General features: G+C 72.7%; 14 protein-coding genes. 7 read left to right on the top strand and 7 right to left on the bottom strand.

Annotated features, from left to right (window positions below):
- Positions 1-326 precede the first annotated feature (326 nt).
- Both DVH02_RS01065 and DVH02_RS01060 read left to right on the top strand, forming a co-directional pair.
- A complete protein-coding gene (locus tag DVH02_RS01065) occupies positions 327-3,284 on the top strand; it encodes an acid phosphatase (protein WP_233517968.1) in 2,958 nt (985 codons plus the stop codon).
- Between the two features lie 154 nt (positions 3,285-3,438).
- Positions 3,439-4,164 (top strand): ribonuclease H family protein, encoded by a 726-nt coding sequence (locus tag DVH02_RS01060; protein WP_114621751.1) that lies wholly within the window; start codon positions 3,439-3,441, stop codon positions 4,162-4,164.
- A 72-nt stretch (positions 4,165-4,236) separates the two neighbouring features.
- On the opposite strand, the gene DVH02_RS01055 is transcribed toward DVH02_RS01060, so the two are convergent.
- From DVH02_RS01055 to DVH02_RS01045, 3 genes are all read right to left on the bottom strand, one after another.
- Positions 4,237-5,385 (bottom strand): aromatic ring-hydroxylating oxygenase subunit alpha, encoded by a 1,149-nt coding sequence (locus DVH02_RS01055; protein ID WP_114621750.1) that lies wholly within the window; start codon positions 5,383-5,385, stop codon positions 4,237-4,239.
- 142 nt (positions 5,386-5,527) lie between these two features.
- The gene (locus DVH02_RS01050) at positions 5,528-8,005 is read right to left on the bottom strand and encodes a GcvT family protein (protein WP_114621749.1); all 2,478 of its coding nucleotides are present in this window, start codon (positions 8,003-8,005) and stop codon (positions 5,528-5,530) included.
- 322 nt (positions 8,006-8,327) lie between these two features.
- Positions 8,328-9,149 (bottom strand): IclR family transcriptional regulator, encoded by an 822-nt coding sequence (locus tag DVH02_RS01045; protein WP_114621748.1) that lies wholly within the window; start codon positions 9,147-9,149, stop codon positions 8,328-8,330.
- A 147-nt stretch (positions 9,150-9,296) separates the two neighbouring features.
- Here DVH02_RS01045 and DVH02_RS01040 point away from each other — a divergent pair, with 147 nt between their 5' ends.
- The gene (locus tag DVH02_RS01040) at positions 9,297-9,668 is read left to right on the top strand and encodes a bifunctional 3-phenylpropionate/cinnamic acid dioxygenase ferredoxin subunit (RefSeq protein ID WP_114621747.1); all 372 of its coding nucleotides are present in this window, start codon (positions 9,297-9,299) and stop codon (positions 9,666-9,668) included.
- Between the two features lie 33 nt (positions 9,669-9,701).
- On the opposite strand, the gene DVH02_RS01035 is transcribed toward DVH02_RS01040, so the two are convergent.
- The 3 genes from DVH02_RS01035 to DVH02_RS01020 form a co-directional block, all read right to left on the bottom strand.
- Positions 9,702-10,139, bottom strand: coding sequence for an SgcJ/EcaC family oxidoreductase (locus tag DVH02_RS01035; protein WP_114621787.1), 438 nt, complete (start codon positions 10,137-10,139; stop codon positions 9,702-9,704).
- A gap of 28 nt (positions 10,140-10,167) precedes the next feature.
- The gene (locus tag DVH02_RS01030; RefSeq protein WP_114621746.1) at positions 10,168-11,112 is read right to left on the bottom strand and encodes an AraC-like ligand-binding domain-containing protein; all 945 of its coding nucleotides are present in this window, start codon (positions 11,110-11,112) and stop codon (positions 10,168-10,170) included.
- A 311-nt stretch (positions 11,113-11,423) separates the two neighbouring features.
- Positions 11,424-12,275, bottom strand: a complete 852-nt coding sequence (locus DVH02_RS01020; protein WP_114621744.1) for a LysR family transcriptional regulator — start codon at positions 12,273-12,275, stop codon at positions 11,424-11,426.
- 95 nt (positions 12,276-12,370) lie between these two features.
- Between DVH02_RS01020 and DVH02_RS01015 the strand changes: the two genes are divergently transcribed.
- Complete coding sequence (locus DVH02_RS01015) at positions 12,371-13,102, top strand: SDR family oxidoreductase (protein WP_114621786.1); 732 nt, start codon at positions 12,371-12,373, stop codon at positions 13,100-13,102.
- 318 nt (positions 13,103-13,420) lie between these two features.
- On the top strand, positions 13,421-13,927 hold the full coding sequence (locus tag DVH02_RS01010) for a DUF4232 domain-containing protein (RefSeq protein ID WP_114621743.1): 507 nt from the start codon (positions 13,421-13,423) through the stop codon (positions 13,925-13,927).
- Positions 13,928-14,303: 376 nt separating this feature from the next.
- Here the strand turns inward: DVH02_RS01010 and DVH02_RS35850 are convergent, their stop codons facing one another.
- On the bottom strand, positions 14,304-14,588 hold the full coding sequence (locus DVH02_RS35850; RefSeq protein ID WP_233517973.1) for a hypothetical protein: 285 nt from the start codon (positions 14,586-14,588) through the stop codon (positions 14,304-14,306).
- Positions 14,589-14,715: 127 nt separating this feature from the next.
- On the opposite strand from DVH02_RS35850, the gene DVH02_RS01005 reads away from it, so the two are divergent.
- Together DVH02_RS01005 and DVH02_RS01000 are read left to right on the top strand one after the other, a co-directional pair.
- On the top strand, positions 14,716-15,687 hold the full coding sequence (locus DVH02_RS01005) for a sensor histidine kinase (protein WP_325051312.1): 972 nt from the start codon (positions 14,716-14,718) through the stop codon (positions 15,685-15,687).
- Positions 15,688-15,903: 216 nt separating this feature from the next.
- Positions 15,904-16,779, top strand: a complete 876-nt coding sequence (locus tag DVH02_RS01000) for a helix-turn-helix domain-containing protein (RefSeq protein ID WP_114621742.1) — start codon at positions 15,904-15,906, stop codon at positions 16,777-16,779.
- Positions 16,780-16,878: the final 99 nt, after the last annotated feature.

The following is a 16,878-nucleotide window of genomic DNA, read 5'->3' as shown; positions in this document are numbered from 1 at the left end:
ACGGTGCCGCGACGCGGACCGGGACCGCGCCGTGTCGCGGCCGGTTCACCGGATGCCCCGGGGCCCCCACGGCGGTGGATGGTCCGGTGGGGCTGCGCGTTTCCGGTCAACATGTCGATCAGGCCGTGGGGTGCGTTGTCGCCGTAGAGCGACTCGTGGCGGCGCATGCCATCGATGGCGGCCGCGCCGCTGCGGGGGCGGATGCGGCGACGGTCGCTCGAACACGCGAAGAACGTGACCCGGACTCGCCCGAGCATTGACATGTCCTTGTCGAGCCTGCAGGCTCGCAGAGATGACAACGTTGTCTCGACGGAAAGAGGCGAGTCATGCGGATGTTCAGGAGACGTGGGCGAGGCGCGGCGGCCGGTGTTGTCGTGGGCGCGCTCGTGGCGGGTTCGCTGGGGGCGGGTGCCGCCTCGGCCACCTCGACCGACCGGGCCGACGCGGGCCGGGCGGCAGGTGTGACGGGCGCGGCGCCGGAGGCGGGCGGGTACTGGGCCACGTCCTACGAGCCCGGTACGCCCAGGCCCGCCGGGTTCCCGGCCCAGGGGCCCGCGCGAAATCTCCGCGGCGAGACCGCTCGGGTCACCACCACCGTGCGTGAGGTGCGCTCGGGCCACCCCAACGACACGAGCGCGAAGGAAGGCGTCGGGAACCTCGCCGACCAGGACTCCGACACCAAGTGGTTCGCCCGTGACAGCGGTCGGCCCACCAGGGGCGAACCCGTCCACGTGATCTACACCCTCCGTGCCCCGGCGGCCGTCACCGGCTACTCGCTCACCTCGGCGAACGACGCGGCGCCGCGCGACCCCGCCGCGTGGACCCTGCTCGGGAGCGACAGCGACGTCGCCGCGAAGGACGCGGACGACCCCTCGTGGCAGGTTCTGGACGAGGAGGAGGGGCAGCGGTTCGGCGCCCGTGGGCAGACCAACTTCTACCCGGTCGACACCCCGCCCGCGTATCGCCACTACCAGCTCCGCATCAGCGACAACTGCGCCGACCGGTGCGAGGGTTCGGCCGGTGACCACGACAGGCTCCAGCTCGCCGACTGGACGCTGCGCAGCTCCGCGGGCTCCTCGGCCTCGGCGCTCGGGGTCTCGGTCGAGAACGCCGACTCCGTGGGCGCGGCCGACGGCTCGGCCGCCCTGCGGTACTCGGGCCGCGTCCTCGCCGCCGGGCCGGCCTCCTCCACGGTGGTCCTGCGCTCGGGGCTCGACATCCCGCTCGGGCGCGAGTCGAGGCTGCGCTACGCGATCCGCCCGGATGATGCCGCCTCCGCCCACATCGCCCTCGACATCGTCCACACCGACCGGGACGGCCGGCACCCCCGTACCCACGCGGCGAGCACCGGCGGCCGGAGACCCGCCCCGGGGAAGTGGAGCACGGTGTCGGCCGACCTCGGCGCCCTCGCCGGGAGGCGGGTCAGTGAGATCCGGTTGCGGTACGCCGACGCACACGCCGAGTCGGGCGCCGAACCCACCGGATGGATCGACGACCTCGGCATCGGCAAGCCCGTCCTCGACGCCTCGACCACCTGGAGCTACCTCGACACGCCGGACATCGACCCGGCGCGCGGCGAGAGCGACCGTACGGCGTGGACCCGGTCCGGCTTCGACACGGGGGACGTGCCCTGGAAGAAGGCCCCCGGTCCCTTCGGCGTGAAGAACGACGGCACGGACCTCGGCCCCGACTACCCGGTCCGGACCAAGCTGAGGCTCCGCAAGGACACGGGCGGCACTATCGAGGCGTACTTCTTCCGGACCTCCTTCTCGATGGATCGGGCCTCCCTCGACGCGATCACCGGGCTGCTCGGTACGGTCGTCCACGACGACACCGTGACCGTCTATCTCAATGGCCGCCGAATCGCGGGCCGCGGCGACGGAGAGATCGAGAAGAACCTTCAGTACCAGACCCCGGAAGGCACCACCGGCAAGGGCGACCCGGCCACCACCCGCTTCAGCGTTCCGGTGTCGGCCCTGCGGGAGGGGACCAACACCCTGGCCGTCGAGGTTCACCAGAGCAACAGCACCAGTTCCGACGCCTACTTCGGACTCGCCTCGCTCGCGCAGACCGCCGACTCCCTGCCCTTCACCGACGAACAGCTCGGCACCTCCTACGCCTCCGACACCCGGCCCACCGCCCCCGGCGGCGGTGACTACGTCACGTGGCTGCTGCGCTCGTTCGACCACGCACGGAACACACCGTCGCTCATGGGAACCAACAATCCCCTGCCGAGGGGGACGACGTACGAGGAGCTGACCGCCGCCAACGACCGCATGGTCGTCGACATCAACAACGCACCCTCCGGCCCCGGCGATCGCCGGGTGCACAAGGCGCTGGTGGACGGCGCGAGCAGTCCGTACCGGACCATGGCGGACGGGCTGGGCAGCACCCTCGGCCCCCTCTACAGCCAGGCGTTGAGGAACGGTGAACTGCCCAAGGCCGAGGCGCTGCTGTCCGGTCGCGTCGAGAAGACCCCCGACTCCTCCGCCGACTGGTACCAGACCGCGAAGAACAACTACCAGTACAAACGACCCTTCGTCCGTATGGGGTTCACCCACGACAGCGGTCTCATCGAGCGGTGGGACAGCCCCGGCGGCTACGACGGTCTCGCGGGCGACGGCTCCTTCCCGAGCGGACACACCAGCCACGGCTACGCGCAGGGCATCGTCCTCGCCACCCTGCTGCCCGAACTGGCACCGCAGATCCTCGCGCGCGCCTCCGAGTACGGCGACCATCGCATCCTGCTGGCCTTCCACTATCCGACCGACATCATGGGCGGCCGGATCGTCGGCGGGAAGACCGTCCAACTGCGCTGGTCCGACCCGGAGTTCCGGAAGCTCCTGGAGCAGGCGAAGACGGAGCTGGAGACCGTCCTCACGCAGAAGTGCCGGGAGGCCGGGGTGGGCGGTTCGCCCGCGCGGTGTGCGGCCCGCGGGACGCCGTACCTGCCCACGGGCGAGGCGCTCACGGTGTACGAGCAGCGGCTGACCTACGGCTTCCCGCGCATCGGCGCGCAGGACCGGCCACCGGCCGTACCGGACGGGGCCGAGGACCTGCTGCGCACGGCGCACCCGAAACTGACCGATGCCCAGCGGCGCACCGTGCTCGCCGCCACCCAGATTTCCTCCGGTGCCGTGCTGGACGAGCAGGGCGACGGGGGGAGCTGGCAGCGGATCGACCTCGCGGCGGCGATGGCCGCGAAGGTCACCGCGCACCGCGACGGCACGCTCACCGTCGACGGGGTGCGGGTGAACGCCGGGGGAGTGCGGGTCGGGAAGTAGCGCTCCGCGGGCCCCGGTGGCCGTCGGCCGGGGCCCGCGGAGGGCGCCGCGTTCGGGGCCCGCCTCGTGCCGACGGCGCGGGCCGCCGGGGCGCGGGGCGACCCGGGACGGGTACGGCCCGGGGGTGTGGCGGGCCGGGCGTCGTCGCCCTGGCATGATCTGGGGCATGGTTGAACGTGTGATCGCCGCGTGTGACGGGGCGTCGAAGGGAAATCCCGGGCCCGCCGGCTGGGCCTGGGTCGTCGCGGACGCCGAGGCCGGCGAGGTCGCCCGCTGGGAGGCGGGGGCGCTCGGTACGGCGACCAACAACGTCGCCGAACTCACGGCGCTGGAGCGCCTGTTGAGCGCCACGGACCCGGCCGTCGCGCTGGAGGTCCGGATGGACTCGCAGTATGCGATGAAGGCCGTCACGACCTGGCTGCCCGGCTGGAAGCGCAAGGGCTGGAAGACGGCCTCCGGCAAGCCCGTCGCCAACCAGGAGCTGGTCGCCCGCATCGACACCCTGCTCACCGGCCGCTCGGTGGAGTTCCGCTACGTGCCCGCCCACCAGGTCGACGGCGACCGCTTCAACGACTTCGCCGACCGGGCGGCCAGCGACGCCGCCGTCACCCAGCGGGCCGCCGGGAGCGCACTCGGCTCCCCGCAGCCGCCGCCCGCGTCCGCCGCCGCCCGCCCCACGGGGAGCCGGGGCTCCTCAGGCGCGGCGCCGAAGGCGGGCGCCACCGCGTCGAAGCGGCGCGCCCCGGGGAGCGCGAAGCGGACCCTCAACGCGAAGTTCCCCGGCCGGTGCCGCTGCGGACGCGCCTACGCCGCCGGAGAGGCCATCGCGAAGAACACCGAAGGCTGGGGCCACCCCGCCTGCGCCACCGCCGAGGTGTGAGGTCGCCGGTCTCCGGGCGGCGGGGCCCCGTCAGCCCGCATCGGGCCCCCGTCAGCCCGAACCGGGCCCCCGTCAGCCCGCTCCGGCGTCCAGCAGTCCCGTGACCCAGCGGTGGAACGCGCCGATGTGATGCTCCGAGGGAACGAGCACACCTCCCTCGCGGTACGCGCGCGAGGCCATCCCCGGCTGGGTGCGCTCACACGCCTCGAAGTCCTGGGTGTTGACACGGTGGAACAGCTCCACCGACCTGGACAGGTCCGCGCCCCCGGCGACCGCCTCGGGCGCGTACAGCCAGTCGCACTCCACGACCGTACGGTCGTGGGCGAGCGGGAACATCCGGTGCACGATCACATGGTCCGGCACCAGATTGACGAACACCGTCGGTTTCACGGTGATCGCGTAGTACCGGCGGTCCTGCTCCTCCGCGATCCCGGGGAGCCGGCCGGGTCCCGCGCTGCCGTCCACGGTGAAGCCCCGCGCCCCGGGGGCGAACGCGGCGCCGTGGCCCACGTAGTACTGGGCCGCGTAGCCCTCGGCGAACTCCGGCAGGATCTCGGTCAGTTCGGGGTGGATGGTGGCGCAGTGGTAGCACTCCATGAAGTTCTCGACGATCAGCTTCCAGTTGGCCCGCACGTCGTAGCGCACCCGCCGCCCGAGTGCCAGCTCCTCGGTGCGGTAGCGGGCGATCGACGCCGCGTCGCCCAGCCGCTCCACCGCCGCGCCCATCACCGTCTCCTCGAAGGACGGCGGCTCGTCCGCCAGACACAGCCAGAGATAGCCGAGCCACTCGCGCACCCGCACCGCCGTCAGCCCGTACGCGGTCCTGTCGACATCCGGCATCCGCACCAGGTTGGGCGCGGCGATCAGCCGGCCGTCCAGGTCGTATGTCCAGGCGTGGTAGGCGCATTGGAGGTTGCGGCGCACCTCGCCGGACTCCTCGGTGCACAGCCGGGCGCCCCGGTGCCGGCAGATGTTGAGGAAGGCGCGCGGCTCTCCCGCCCTGTTCCGCGTGACGAGCACCGACTCGCGGCCGACGCGCACGGTGCGGAACGCGCCGGGCCCGGTCAGGTCGGAGCCGCGTACCGCGCAGAACCAGAGCGACTCGAAGATCTTCTCCTGCTCCTGCCGGAAGACCTCCGGATCGGTGTAGAAGCGGCCGGGAAGCGTCCGGATCAGGCTCGGGGCCCTGCCGCTGCCCACGGACGCGGGCGTGGTCGTCATGGTGGTGCCGCCTCTCAGGCTGCCGCGGCGGGGAACCGGCGCGGATCAACAGCTCGGGGGAGTGCCGGGTGGAGCGGGAGAGCGCGGGAGAGGCCGTCACGTCGTACGCGGCTGCCCCGGGCCTCTCCGGAGGGGGTCGGTGTCAGCGGCGGATACGGGCCATCTCCGGGTCGAACAGCGGCTCGCGCGCGACGGTCGCCGGAACCTTCTCCCCGAAGTATTCGACGGACACGGCCGTCCCCGGGACGGAGTCGGCCGCGGGCAGCCAGGCGTAGGCGACGGTCCTGCCGATCGAGTAGCCGTAGCCGGCGCTGGTGACGTAGCCGACGGGCGCCCCGTCCACGTACACCGGCTCGTTCCCGAGCACCACCGCCGCCGGATCGTCCAGGGTCAGACACGTCAGCCTGCGGGTGACGGTCTCCTCGGACAGCCCGGCCAGCGCGGCCCGGCCGGTGAACTCGCCCTTGTCCGGCCGGACCGCGAAGCCGAGACCCGCCTCGTACGGGTTGTGCTCGGTCGTCATGTCCTGCCCCCAGGCCCGGTAGCCCTTCTCCAGCCGCAGGCTGTCGAAGGCGCCGCGTCCGGCGGCGACGGCGCCGAGCGGCCGGCCGGCCTCCCACAGGGTGTCCCACAGCCGCAGCCCGAGATCGGCGCTCGTGTACAGCTCCCAGCCCAGCTCGCCGACGTAGCTCAGCCGCATCGCCGTCACCGGTACGTACCCGATGTACGTCTCGCGGCACCGGAAGTAGCCGAACCCCCGGTGCGAGAAGTCGTCGCCGGTCAGCGGCTGCACCAGATCCCGGGCGAGCGGCCCCCAGACGCCGACGCAGCACGTACCGGACGTGATGTCCCGGACCCGGACGTCCGCCGGGGCGTGCCGCCGCAGCCAGTCCAGGTCCCGGGCGCTGTTGGCGCCGACCTGGAACCGCCGCTCGCCGAGGCGCGCGACGGTCAGATCGCTGCGCACCCCGCCCGCCTCGTCGAGCAGCAGGGTGTACGTCACGGAGCCGGGCCGCTTCGCCAACTGGTTGCTGGTCATGCGCTGGAGGAAGGCGAGCGCTCCTGGCCCCGTGACCTCCAGCCGCCGCAGCGGCGTCATGTCGTACAGCGCGACCCGCTCGCGGGTGGCCCGCGCCTCGGCCGCCACGATCGGCGACCAGTGCCGGGCCGACCAGGCGTCGCGCGGCGGGAGTTCGAGCGATCCGGCGAGCGGCGCGTTCGCCTCGTACCACTGCGGACGCTCCCACCCCGCGCTCTCCAGGAGGACCGCGCCCAGCTCCCGCTGCCGTCCGTGGAACGGTGGGACGCGCAGCGACCTGGCCCGTTCGGCGGGCTGGAGGGGGTGGACGATGTCGTACACCTCGTCGAACTGCCGCGCGCCGCGCTCCGCCACGTACGCGGGCGAGAGCTGGACGTCCTCGAAGCGCCGCACATCGCACGCGTGGACGTCGACCGGGGGACGGCCGTCGGTCAGCCACTGCGCGACGGCCCGCGCGACTCCGGCCGAGTGGGTGATCCACACGGCCTCGGCCAGCCAGAATCCGCGCAGTTCGGGCGATTCGCCCAGCAGTGGCATCCCGTCCGCCGTGAAGGAGAAGACCCCGTTGAAGCCCTCCTCGACCTGGCTGTCGGCGAGGGCCGGTAACAGCCGCCCCGACTCCTGCCAGGCCCGGCCGAAGTCGCCCGGGGTGAAGGGCAGCGAGGACGGCATCACCGGGGACGCGTCGTACCCGGGCAGGGTGAACGGGTCGACGGGCAGCGGCCGGTGGTCGTACGAGCCGATGCCGATCCGGTCGCCGTGCTCGCGGAAGTACAGGTCGGCGTCCTGGAAACGCAGGATCGGCCGCCCGCCCGGCGCGCTCTCCCCGGCGAGCCCGCCGAGTCCGGGCAACGGCGCGCTCTTGGCGTACTGGTGTGCCAGCGGGAGCAGCGGTACGGGCACACCGGCCAGCTTCCCGATCACCGGCCCCCAGAGCCCGGCCGCCGAGATCACGACATCGGCGGGGAAGGTCCCCCGGTCGGTCACCACCCCGGTGACCCGGCCGCCCGCCCGGTCGACGCCGGTGACCGTGTGCCGCTCCAGGAAGCGCGCGCCGCGCTCCCGCGCCCGCCGGGCCAGCGCGCGGCAGGCGGGCACGGCGCGCACCAGACCGTCGTCCGGAGTGTGGAAGCCGCCGAGGAGCCGGTCGGGATCGAGCAGCGGCCACAGCTCGGCGCACCGGCGCGCGGTGATCAGCTCGCCCGCCACCCCCCAGGACGCGGCCCAGCCGGCCTTCCGGTGCAGATCGGCCCAGCGCTCGGGCGTGGTGGCGACCTCCAGGCCGCCCACCGGGTCGAAGCAGGGCACCCCCTCCGCGTCGAGACGGCGAAGCCGCCGCGCCGTATAGGCGGCGAAACGGGTCATCGTCCTGGAGGGATTGGTGCTGAAGAGCAGGCCGGGCGCGTGCGAGGTGGAACCGCCGGGGGCGGGCAGCGGCCCCTGGTCGAGGACGGTCACATCGGACCAGCCGCGCTCCGTCAGCTCGTCGGCGAGGGAGCAGCCGACGATGCCGGCTCCGATGACGACGACGCGCGCCGCGCTGCCGGGCGAACCCGTGGCGGTGGCGGACGTACTGGACATACCCCTCCTCGGATCGGTGCGTTCGGGGGTGTGCTGTTGCGCGGTGCGGTACGTGTTGCGCTCTGGGAGGCATCCTGAGAACGGCGCGGGCGGGTGTCAAGAGGGCACCTTCACGGACGGGCAAAGGCCGGAATCCGGAGCGCCGCACGCCGCCCGCACCCGCGCTCACCGCGCCCGCCGCGCCCGCCGCGCCCGGCGGCCGACCCTCCGGATCAGGCCACCGGGACCCGGGCAACCGGCCACCGGGACCCGGGTGTCAGGCCACCGGGACTCGGGCAACCGGCCACCGGGGCCCGGGTGTCAGGCCACCGGGACCCGGGTGTCAGCCGCCGTACCCCATGCGCTGCGACAGCTCCCGGGCCGCCTCCACCACCTTGCCCGCCGTCCCGGGCAGCGACTCCTCCGTCATCCGGTACGCGGGGCCCGACACCCCGATCGCCCCGACGACCGAGCCGTCGAACGCCCTGACCTCGGCACCGACGGCGTTCAGCCCGTCCTCCAGCTCCTCCACGGTACGGGCGTGGCCCCGCTCCGCCACCGTCGCCAACTCGGCGCGCAGCGCGGTCCTGCCGGTGATCGTCCGCGCGGTGAAGCGCTCCGGCCCGCGCCCCAGGAACTCCTCGCGCCGCCCCTCGGGGAGGTTGGCCAGAAGTACCTTCCCGGTGGCCGTCGCGTGCAGTGCGAACCGCCGTCCCAGCCAGTTGTGCGCGGTGACGGCGGCCGAACCGCGCGCCTGCATGATGTTGACGGCCGCGTCCCTGTCCAGAATCGCGATGTTCGCCGTCTCCCCGGTGTCGTCGGCCAGCGCCCGGAGCACCGCGACGCCCTCCTGCGAGATGTCCAGCCGCAGCGCCGCCGCGCCGGCCAGCCGCAGCACCCCCACGCCCAGGTAGTACTTCCCCCGGTCCTTCTCCTGATCGACGAGACCGCGGCTCTCCAACACTCCCAGCAGCCGGAACGCGGTCGATCGGTGCACGCCCAACTCGTCTGCTATGGCGCTGACTCCGGCCTCGCCCCGCGCGGCGAGAATTTCCAGTACGCTCACCGCCCGCTCGACGGACTGAACGGATCCCGCCCCGCCCCGCTTCGCCTCACGCGTCTCGTCGGTCTCGTTCGTCTCGTTGGTCTCTTCAGTTGTGTTCACGATGCTTCTGTTCCCATCACCCGCGAATCGATCCGGCCGTCATCCCTGGAAGCACTTGACGGCCGGGCGTCCGGCCAGGATTCTGTTGCGCATCGCGCCCCGCGATGCGTCATGCGCAACCGTATTTGGATCGTGTGAGGGGGGCCAGTGTTTCCCGTCTGCCGCCTTGAGGATCTGCCCGAGGGCGAGGCCGTCCGTATCGACACGGAACCGCCGATCGCCGTGTTCCACGCCGATGGCGAGTTGTACGCGATCGACGACACCTGCACGCACCAGGACGCCGCCCTCTCCCAGGGCTGGATCGAGAACTGCCAGGTCGAATGCCCGCTGCACGGCGCGACGTTCGACCTGCGCACCGGACACCCCACGTGCCCGCCCGCCCGCACGCCCGTCCGCACCCACCGGGTCGAAGTCGTCGACGGGGTCATCCACGTCCTGCCCGGCGCTCCGACGCCCGCGGTGGCGGGCGCGGTGGGCGCGGCCGGTATACCGGTGGCGGGGGAGGGCGGACCCGGCTGAGGGACGGTCCTGCCGCGCGGTGGTCCGGCCCTCCTATCCGGCCGCGGTCCCGGCGTCCAGGGCCATCGCGGTCTCCAACGAGACCAGGCGCGAGTTCTGCAGCGTGGCGACTTCCCAGCGGTCGTTCTGCCACACCACGGCGAGCAGCTGCATGAAATAACGGCTCGGGGGCGGCTCCTCCTCGCCCGGCATCACCATGCCGACGCGGTGGTGCACCACGCCCCAGCCCGGCTGGACGATCCGGGCGAACGGCACCTCTCCCCGTACCAGCCGGGAACCCTTCAGCACCGTATCGAAGAGCGGCTGATTGAACGCGATCACCTGCTCGCGCCCCTTGTGAATGGATCCCTCGAAGTCCACCAGCTCGGCGTCATCCGCGAAATCGGCGACGAACGCGGTGGCGTCACCCTGGTTCCAACCCTCGTTCATCCGGGCCGGGATGGCGCTCATCGCTTCGACCGACTGTTCCATGGTGATCGCCTTTCCGCTCTCCGTACGTTCAGTGACCATCCTCGCTCGGCCGGGCAGCGGAAGCGTTGACCGTCCGCGCACGGTTGTTGGACGTGAGCGTCCCCGCGTTGTACCCGTAGGCGGCCTTGAACAGCCGGCTGAAGTGCGCCGGATCGGCGAACCCCCAGCAGGCGGCGACGGCTGCGACAGTGCGGTCGGTTCCGGCCAGGTCCGCGCGGCACCGCTCCAGGCGCCGCCGGCGAATCAGGGCCGCCACCGTCAGAGGCTGGGCCTCGAAGAGCTTGTGCAACTGGCGCACGGACATGTGGTGCGCCGCGGCCACCATCGCCGGGCCGAGGCCCCGGTCGGACAGCCTCGCCTCGATGAAGCCGACGATCCGGCTGCGCAACGCCTCGTCGGCGACCGGACGCACCCGGCCCAGCTGCGCCGAGAGCGCCACCGAGATCAGCTCGATCACCGCTGCCGCCGACCTGTCCGCCTCGTCGGCGCGGAAACCGTCCAACGACCGGGCCATGTCGCGTGCGAGCGACGACACCAGGGCCCCGGGCCCGCGATCGCCACGGATACGCACACCGGCCAGCCGGGTGGCGTCGTCCGGTCCGAGCCGCAGCGAGCGCCGCGGAACCAGCATGGTCACATGCGTGGACGCCGTACTGGCGAACCGGACCGGCCGCACCGGGTCGATCAGGACCAGGTCGGTGGGCCCGAGTTCAGCGCTGCCGCCGCCCTGCTCGGCACGCACCCGTCCCCGCGTCACCAGTTCGATCTGCCACCACTCGCTGTCGGCGGCGCGAGCGGACCGCACGTCCCTGAAGCACTCGCCCTCCGGAGTGACCAGCTCGGCCAGTCTCAGCGGCCCCAGTTCGCGGGTGACGACATCGGCGCGGAAGTCGTCGCCGACCTGCCGCCGACCGCGCAAGGGCGGCAGGCCGCTTGTCGCGAGAGTCTCCAGAAATGCCTCGGCGCCGGTCATGCGGCATCAGCGCGCGCAGCGCGGTGCGGGACACCCGTGCCGCAGCGGGCACCGTGGCACCGCGAGCCCCGGGCCGCACTCCCGCGGCGCGGGCGCGCCTCCTCCGGCGCGCGCTGTCCGGCGATGCTCGTCCCCTCCGACCACGCCTGGAGCCGGTGGCACGTCATGACGCGGAAGACCAGGCGTGTCAGCTCACGCTGCGCGAGGTCATCGATTTCGCTTTTGCGGTGCTTCGGGTGCTGCATAGTTCCGATCATCATATGACTTGGGGTGGCAAGGGAACCTGGCCGGGCGCGTGGGAACTATGGGAACTACGCGAGAAGTGTCGCGGTCCTGACGAGGTCGGCGACGGCTCTGGACCGGCTGTGCGGTGGCCAGGCGATCACGGTGCCGACCACCGGCGCGTCCAGCACGGGCACGGCGGCGAGGTCACCGTGCAGTTGGGCCCGGCACGACTCCGGTGAGACCGCGCAGGCCCGGCCGAGCGCGACGAGCTGCAACAACTGCGCGTGGTCGCGGACGCGCGGGCCGGGGCCCGGCGGGTAGGTGCCGTCGGGGTCGGGCCAGCGTGGCAGGGGCAGGCCCGGCAGGCCGGTGATGTCGGCCAGGCGCACATGGGCCCGGGTGGTGAGCGGATGCCCGGCGGGCAGGACCACGACCTGGCCCTCCGTGCTCAGCTCCTCGGTGTGGAATCCGGCCGTCGAGTCGAATGGTGTGTGCAGCAGTGCCACGTCGGCCTGCCCCTCGCGCAGGAGCCGTCCCTGCTCGGCCGGGCCGCACAGGATGACTTCCACGGGGACCGCGCCGGGTGCGGCGGCGTATGTGTCGAGCAGCTTCGCCAGCAGTTCGCTGGACGCACTGGCCTTCGTGACCAGGACCAGGCCGGGGCTGCCGGTCCTGGCAAGGGCGGCGCGGCGGGTCCGGCGCTCGGCGGCGCCGACCGCCTCCAGGGCCGTCCGGCCCTCGACCAGCAGCACCGAGCCGGCCTCGGTCAGTGTGACGGTGCGGCTGGTCCGATCGAGCAGTGCGGCCCCGAGCCGGCGTTCGAGCTGCCGGATCGCCCGTGACAGCGGCGGTTGCGCGATCCCGAGACGCCGCGCGGCCCGCCCGAAGTGCAGCTCTTCGGCGACAGCGACGAAATACCGCAGTTCCCGGGTCTCCATGCGGCCACGCTACTGCGGATCGATACCCGAACGGTATCGGTGTCGACCTGATCGGTCTTGGACCTCTCGCCGGTGCCGAGGGCAGCATGGTCTCCATGAGCGAACGAACGATTGCGCTGGTCACCGGCGCGAACAAGGGAATCGGCTACGAGATCGCCGCGGGCCTGGGCGCCCTCGGCTGGAGCGTCGGCGTCGGAGCCCGCGACGACCGGCGCCGTACGGCCGCGGTGGAGAGGCTGCGCGCGGCCGGCGTCGACGCGTTCGGCGTGGCGCTGGACGTGACCGACGACGCGAGCGTGACCGCGGCCGCACGGCTGATCGAGGAACGGGCCGGGCACCTCGACGTGCTCGTCAACAACGCCGGCATCACCGGGGGCGGGCCGCAGGAGCCGACCTCGGTCGATCCCGCCATCATCCGAACGGTCGTGGAGACCAACGTGATCGGTGTCATCCGCGTCACCAACGCGATGTTGCCCCTGCTGCGGCGCTCCGCCGCACCGCGGATCGTGAACATGTCCAGCAGCGTCGGCTCCCTCACCCGGCAGTCCGGGGGCGACGCGGCGCAGTCGACGGGGCCGGTGGCCGTGGCGTACGCGCCGTCGAAGACGTTCCTGAACGCCGTCACCCTCCAGTACGTCCGGGAGCTGAGCGGTACGAACATCCTGATCAACGTCGCCTGCCCCGGCTATGTCGCGACGGACCTCAACGGTTTCCACGGCGTGCGCACGCCCCAACAGGGTGCGGCGATCGCCGTCGAACTGGCGACGCTGCCCGACGACGGTCCGACGGGCCAGTTCTTCGAGGACGCCGGGGCGGTGCCCTGGTGACGCGCACGGTCCTCATCGCCCGCCGAAGGTGAGGTGAGGCGGCGAGGCGGCGAGGCGGCGAGGCGGTGAGGCGGCGAGGCCCGCGCGTCCCGGATACGGACGACCGACCACCGGCCGCTGAACCGGCCGCCGCGGCCCGGCCCGGCCGCCGGACGACACACGTCGGAACCTATCCTGCCGGTGGCGACGCGCCGGTGACACCGCTGTGCCCGTCCTGAGACATTCCCCGCCAGGACGGGCGGGCAGGATTTCCGGTGACCATGGCTCTGACGGCACGAACACCCGCGGAGCCATAGAGCAAGGCAAGGAGCGTTCACGATGCGTATCAACCGGAAGATCGCTGTCTCCCTCGTGGCCACTGTGCTGGCGGGTACCGCAGGTGTCGGAGCCGCGCAGGCGGCCCCGGCGGCGGGCGGCGCCGGGGCCCCCTCCGCCTGCCGTCCGGCCAACCACCTCGCGAAGATCACCCAGTCGGAGGCCAGCTCGGGACACAGCCACTACCGGGTCACACTGACCGCGCCGAGTGGATACGCGGCGTGTGAGCTGGCCGGCTCGCCCACCGACGTACGGTTCTCGAACGGCGGCAAGGACACGGGGATCACCGCGGGCAGTTACGGCAGCCAGCAGACCGTGGTGACCTTCGGTCCCGGCCACCCGGTCCACTTCGACATCCAGGTCCCGAACAACGGGCAGGGCAAGGCCGCCGACGAAGCGTCGTTCACGCTCGCGGCACCGGGCGGCGAGATCCCCGGCACATCCTTCGCCGAGGGCACCTTCCAGGTGGCCGCCGGTACCGTCATCGGCCCGGTCCAGTCCGGAGCCTGACGATCCGTCGAGGCCCGCCGCCCGTGTGGCGGCGGGCCTCGACGGCCATCCGGCCCCCGTGACGGACCCGGTGCGCCCCGTACTCACAGCTTTCTCCCAGGACCTTTCAGGGAAATCCCGGAGGTGATGTCCAGACTGCCTGCCCATGAGCCAGCACACCTCGGTGACCTCGGGCGCCCCGGACAACAGCCTTCCCTCGCGCACTACTTCGCACGCTCCCCGGGGCTCCCGTACGCCGACGGGCCGCGTCCCGTCCGTCATGAGCCGGCAGAACGTGACGGCGGGTGCCGGTTCGGCCCTCGTGGCGTTCGCCGCGATGCTCGCGGTGGCGCTGGCGGGGCTCACTCTCGCGGACGCCTCGTCCGTGACCTCGTCGCTACGGGCGGCTCTGGCGCTCGTGTGCCTGGCCGTCGGCGGGACGGTGGGCTTCTCCGGCGACTCGGGCGGCGGCCTGCTGTCGGTGGGGGTGGAAGGCGGGCTGCGGCAGGAGCAGGCTCCCCCGTGCGCGGAGCGCGGAGACCAAGAGGAGCGTCAGCCAGGTCCCGGCGGCGGTGACCGCCCTGACGAACAGCGGTCCGGCTGTGGCCCGTCGGCCGCGCGACTGCCTGAAGAACAGCGGACCGAGGGTGAGCGCGCCCGTCAGCGTCACCCCCAGTGGCATCCCGCATCAGGCCGGGAGGCCGTGTCCGTGGCCGTGGCCACCTCCATGGCGGGGGCGGACGCGACCGCCGACCGGCTGTGGACCCTTTCCGTCAGCGTCCGCCGCCGTCCTGCTGGCCGTACTCGCCGTGGTCGGCCGACTCGCCGTACGCTCGGGCTTCCGTCCGCTGATCCGGATCGAGGAGACCGCGACCGCGATCGGCGCCGGCGACCTGTCCCAGCGCGTCCCCGACGTGGCCGATCCCCGTACCGAGGTCGGCCGGCTGGCCACCGTCATCAACGGCATGCTGGGGCAGATCGAGACGGCCTTCGCCGCCCAGGGCGCCTCCGAGGCCAGGATGCGCCGCTTCGTCGCCGACGCCAGCCACGAACTGCGCACCCCGCTCGTGGGCATCAAGGGCTTCACCGACCTCTACCGCATGGGCGCCCTCTGCGCGCCGGGTGACGTCGACCGCACCATGGACCGCATCGCCGGAGAGGCGGAACGCCTGGCCCGCCTCGTGGAGGACCTGCTGACACTCGCCCGACTCGACGAGGCCGGTGCGGACGCCGCCGGGCCGGACCGCGGAGGCGTCCGCCTGCAACTCGCCCCCACGGACCTGCGCACCCTCGCCGTCGACGCCCTGCACGACGTCCGTGCCCTGGACCCCACCCGGACCGCCGCTCTCACCGGCCCCGACGGTCGCGGCGCACCCGCCCACGCCCCCGCCCTGGCCGACGAGGCGGCCCTGCGCCAGGTCGTCTCGAACCTGGTCGGCAACGCCATCACCCACACCCCGGCGGGCACGCCGGTACGCATCGGCGTGGGCACCGTCGACGGCCACGGGGTTCTCGAGATCGCCGATCGGGGAACCGGCCTGACGGAGGAGCAGGCCGAGCGCGCCTTCGAACGCTTCTACCGCGCCGACAGCTCCCGCACCCGCGCGGCCGGAGCCGGCGCCGGACTGGGCCTGTCCATAGTCCGGTCCCTGGTCGTCGCCCACCACGGACGTGTGGAACTGACGACCGCGCCGGGACACGGTGCGACCTTCCGCGTCGTGCTGCCGCCCGTGACCGAGGAGCGGCAGCACAACGCGGTTCACGACCACCCGATCCTGTGAGAGCGGGGAGCAGGAGTGTCTTGGCGGTCGCCGGACTGCCAGGCGGTCGGCCGATACCGATACCGGCCGACGAGCAGGACCCAGGGCATACGGGAGTACGGCCACGGGGCCGCGCGAACACGGCCACGGGGCCCGCGCAGGCACCGGCACGGGCCCGCGCAGGCACCGGCACGGGGCCTCCCGTGCCGGCGCGGGGCCCCGGATAGACTCCCTCCCATGGTCCGATCGTCTCGTGGTGCCGCGAGCCCCGGGACGTGGCGGCGTGAGACGGGCACCGTGGTGCGCCGGGCCGCGGCGCTTCCGGAGCAGGCCGCGGCCGCCTCCATCATCATCGCCGGGTCGCGGGTTCCTCGCGTACCCACGGAGTGGGCGCCGCACTCGCATCCTCTGCACGAGCTGGTCTGGGTACGCGGGGGAACACTGACGTCCCGTGTGGAGGACCGTATCTTCACCGTGTCCGAGGGGCACGGGCTGTGGATGCCGGCCGACGTGGTGCACGCGGGGCGGGCGACGGCGGGTGCGGAGTTCTACGACGCCTTCTTCGTGCCCGATCGCACGCCGTTCGTCTTCGAGGAGCCGGTGGCGATCGCGATGACGCCGGTGCTGGAGTCCCTGCTGACCCATCTCGCCCGCCGCGATCTCGCCGCCGCGGCCCGCGCGCGGGCGGAGTCGGTCGTGTTCGACGTGCTCCAGCCGTCGGAGCGCCAGCTCGCCCTGCAGCTGCCAGGCGACGCCCGGATCGACGCCATCGCCGAAGCCCTGCTCGACGATCCCGCCGACTCCCGCTCGCTGGAGGAGTGGGCGCGGGTGCTGGGAACCAGCGACCGCACGGTCACCCGGGCGTTCCGCCACGCGACCGGACTGTCCTTCGCGCAGTGGCGGCAGGCGCTGCGCGTCCATCGGGCGCTGACGCTGCTCGCCGAGGGGCTCGATGTGCAGAGCGTCTCGGAGACGCTCGGCTACGCGCAGCCCAGCACCTTCATCGCCGCCTTCCGGCGGGTCATGGGAACCACACCGGGCGCGTTCTTCGACACGGGCGACGGCACACCGGTCGATGTCCGGAATCCCGTATTGGGTGTCCAGAACTCCTGATTGTCGACATGGTGATCGGAATATAAGCTTCCACCTTGTTAGGCAAGGCAACCCTTAGTTTTCTTGCTCGCCGCGTACGGGTGGTTTCCGGGCGCCGGA

The organism is Streptomyces corynorhini, assembly GCF_003346515.1.
Lineage (GTDB): Bacteria > Actinomycetota > Actinomycetes > Streptomycetales > Streptomycetaceae > Streptomyces > Streptomyces corynorhini.
Note: the sequence above shows the minus strand (reverse complement) of the source record. Positions and strands in the feature narration are given on the sequence as shown.

Coding starts and splice junctions, on each gene's coding strand:
- DVH02_RS01065 (WP_233517968.1), top strand. CDS start 327: ATGCGGATGTTCAGGAGACGTGGGCGAGGCGCGGCGGCCGGTGTTGTC.
- DVH02_RS01060 (WP_114621751.1), top strand. CDS start 3,439: ATGATCTGGGGCATGGTTGAACGTGTGATCGCCGCGTGTGACGGGGCG.
- DVH02_RS01055 (WP_114621750.1), bottom strand. CDS start 5,385: ATGACGACCACGCCCGCGTCCGTGGGCAGCGGCAGGGCCCCGAGCCTG.
- DVH02_RS01050 (WP_114621749.1), bottom strand. CDS start 8,005: ATGTCCAGTACGTCCGCCACCGCCACGGGTTCGCCCGGCAGCGCGGCG.
- DVH02_RS01035 (WP_114621787.1), bottom strand. CDS start 10,139: ATGGAACAGTCGGTCGAAGCGATGAGCGCCATCCCGGCCCGGATGAAC.
- DVH02_RS01030 (WP_114621746.1), bottom strand. CDS start 11,112: ATGACCGGCGCCGAGGCATTTCTGGAGACTCTCGCGACAAGCGGCCTG.
- DVH02_RS01020 (WP_114621744.1), bottom strand. CDS start 12,275: ATGGAGACCCGGGAACTGCGGTATTTCGTCGCTGTCGCCGAAGAGCTG.
- DVH02_RS01015 (WP_114621786.1), top strand. CDS start 12,371: ATGAGCGAACGAACGATTGCGCTGGTCACCGGCGCGAACAAGGGAATC.
- DVH02_RS01010 (WP_114621743.1), top strand. CDS start 13,421: ATGCGTATCAACCGGAAGATCGCTGTCTCCCTCGTGGCCACTGTGCTG.
- DVH02_RS35850 (WP_233517973.1), bottom strand. CDS start 14,588: ATGCCACTGGGGGTGACGCTGACGGGCGCGCTCACCCTCGGTCCGCTG.
- DVH02_RS01000 (WP_114621742.1), top strand. CDS start 15,904: ATGGTCCGATCGTCTCGTGGTGCCGCGAGCCCCGGGACGTGGCGGCGT.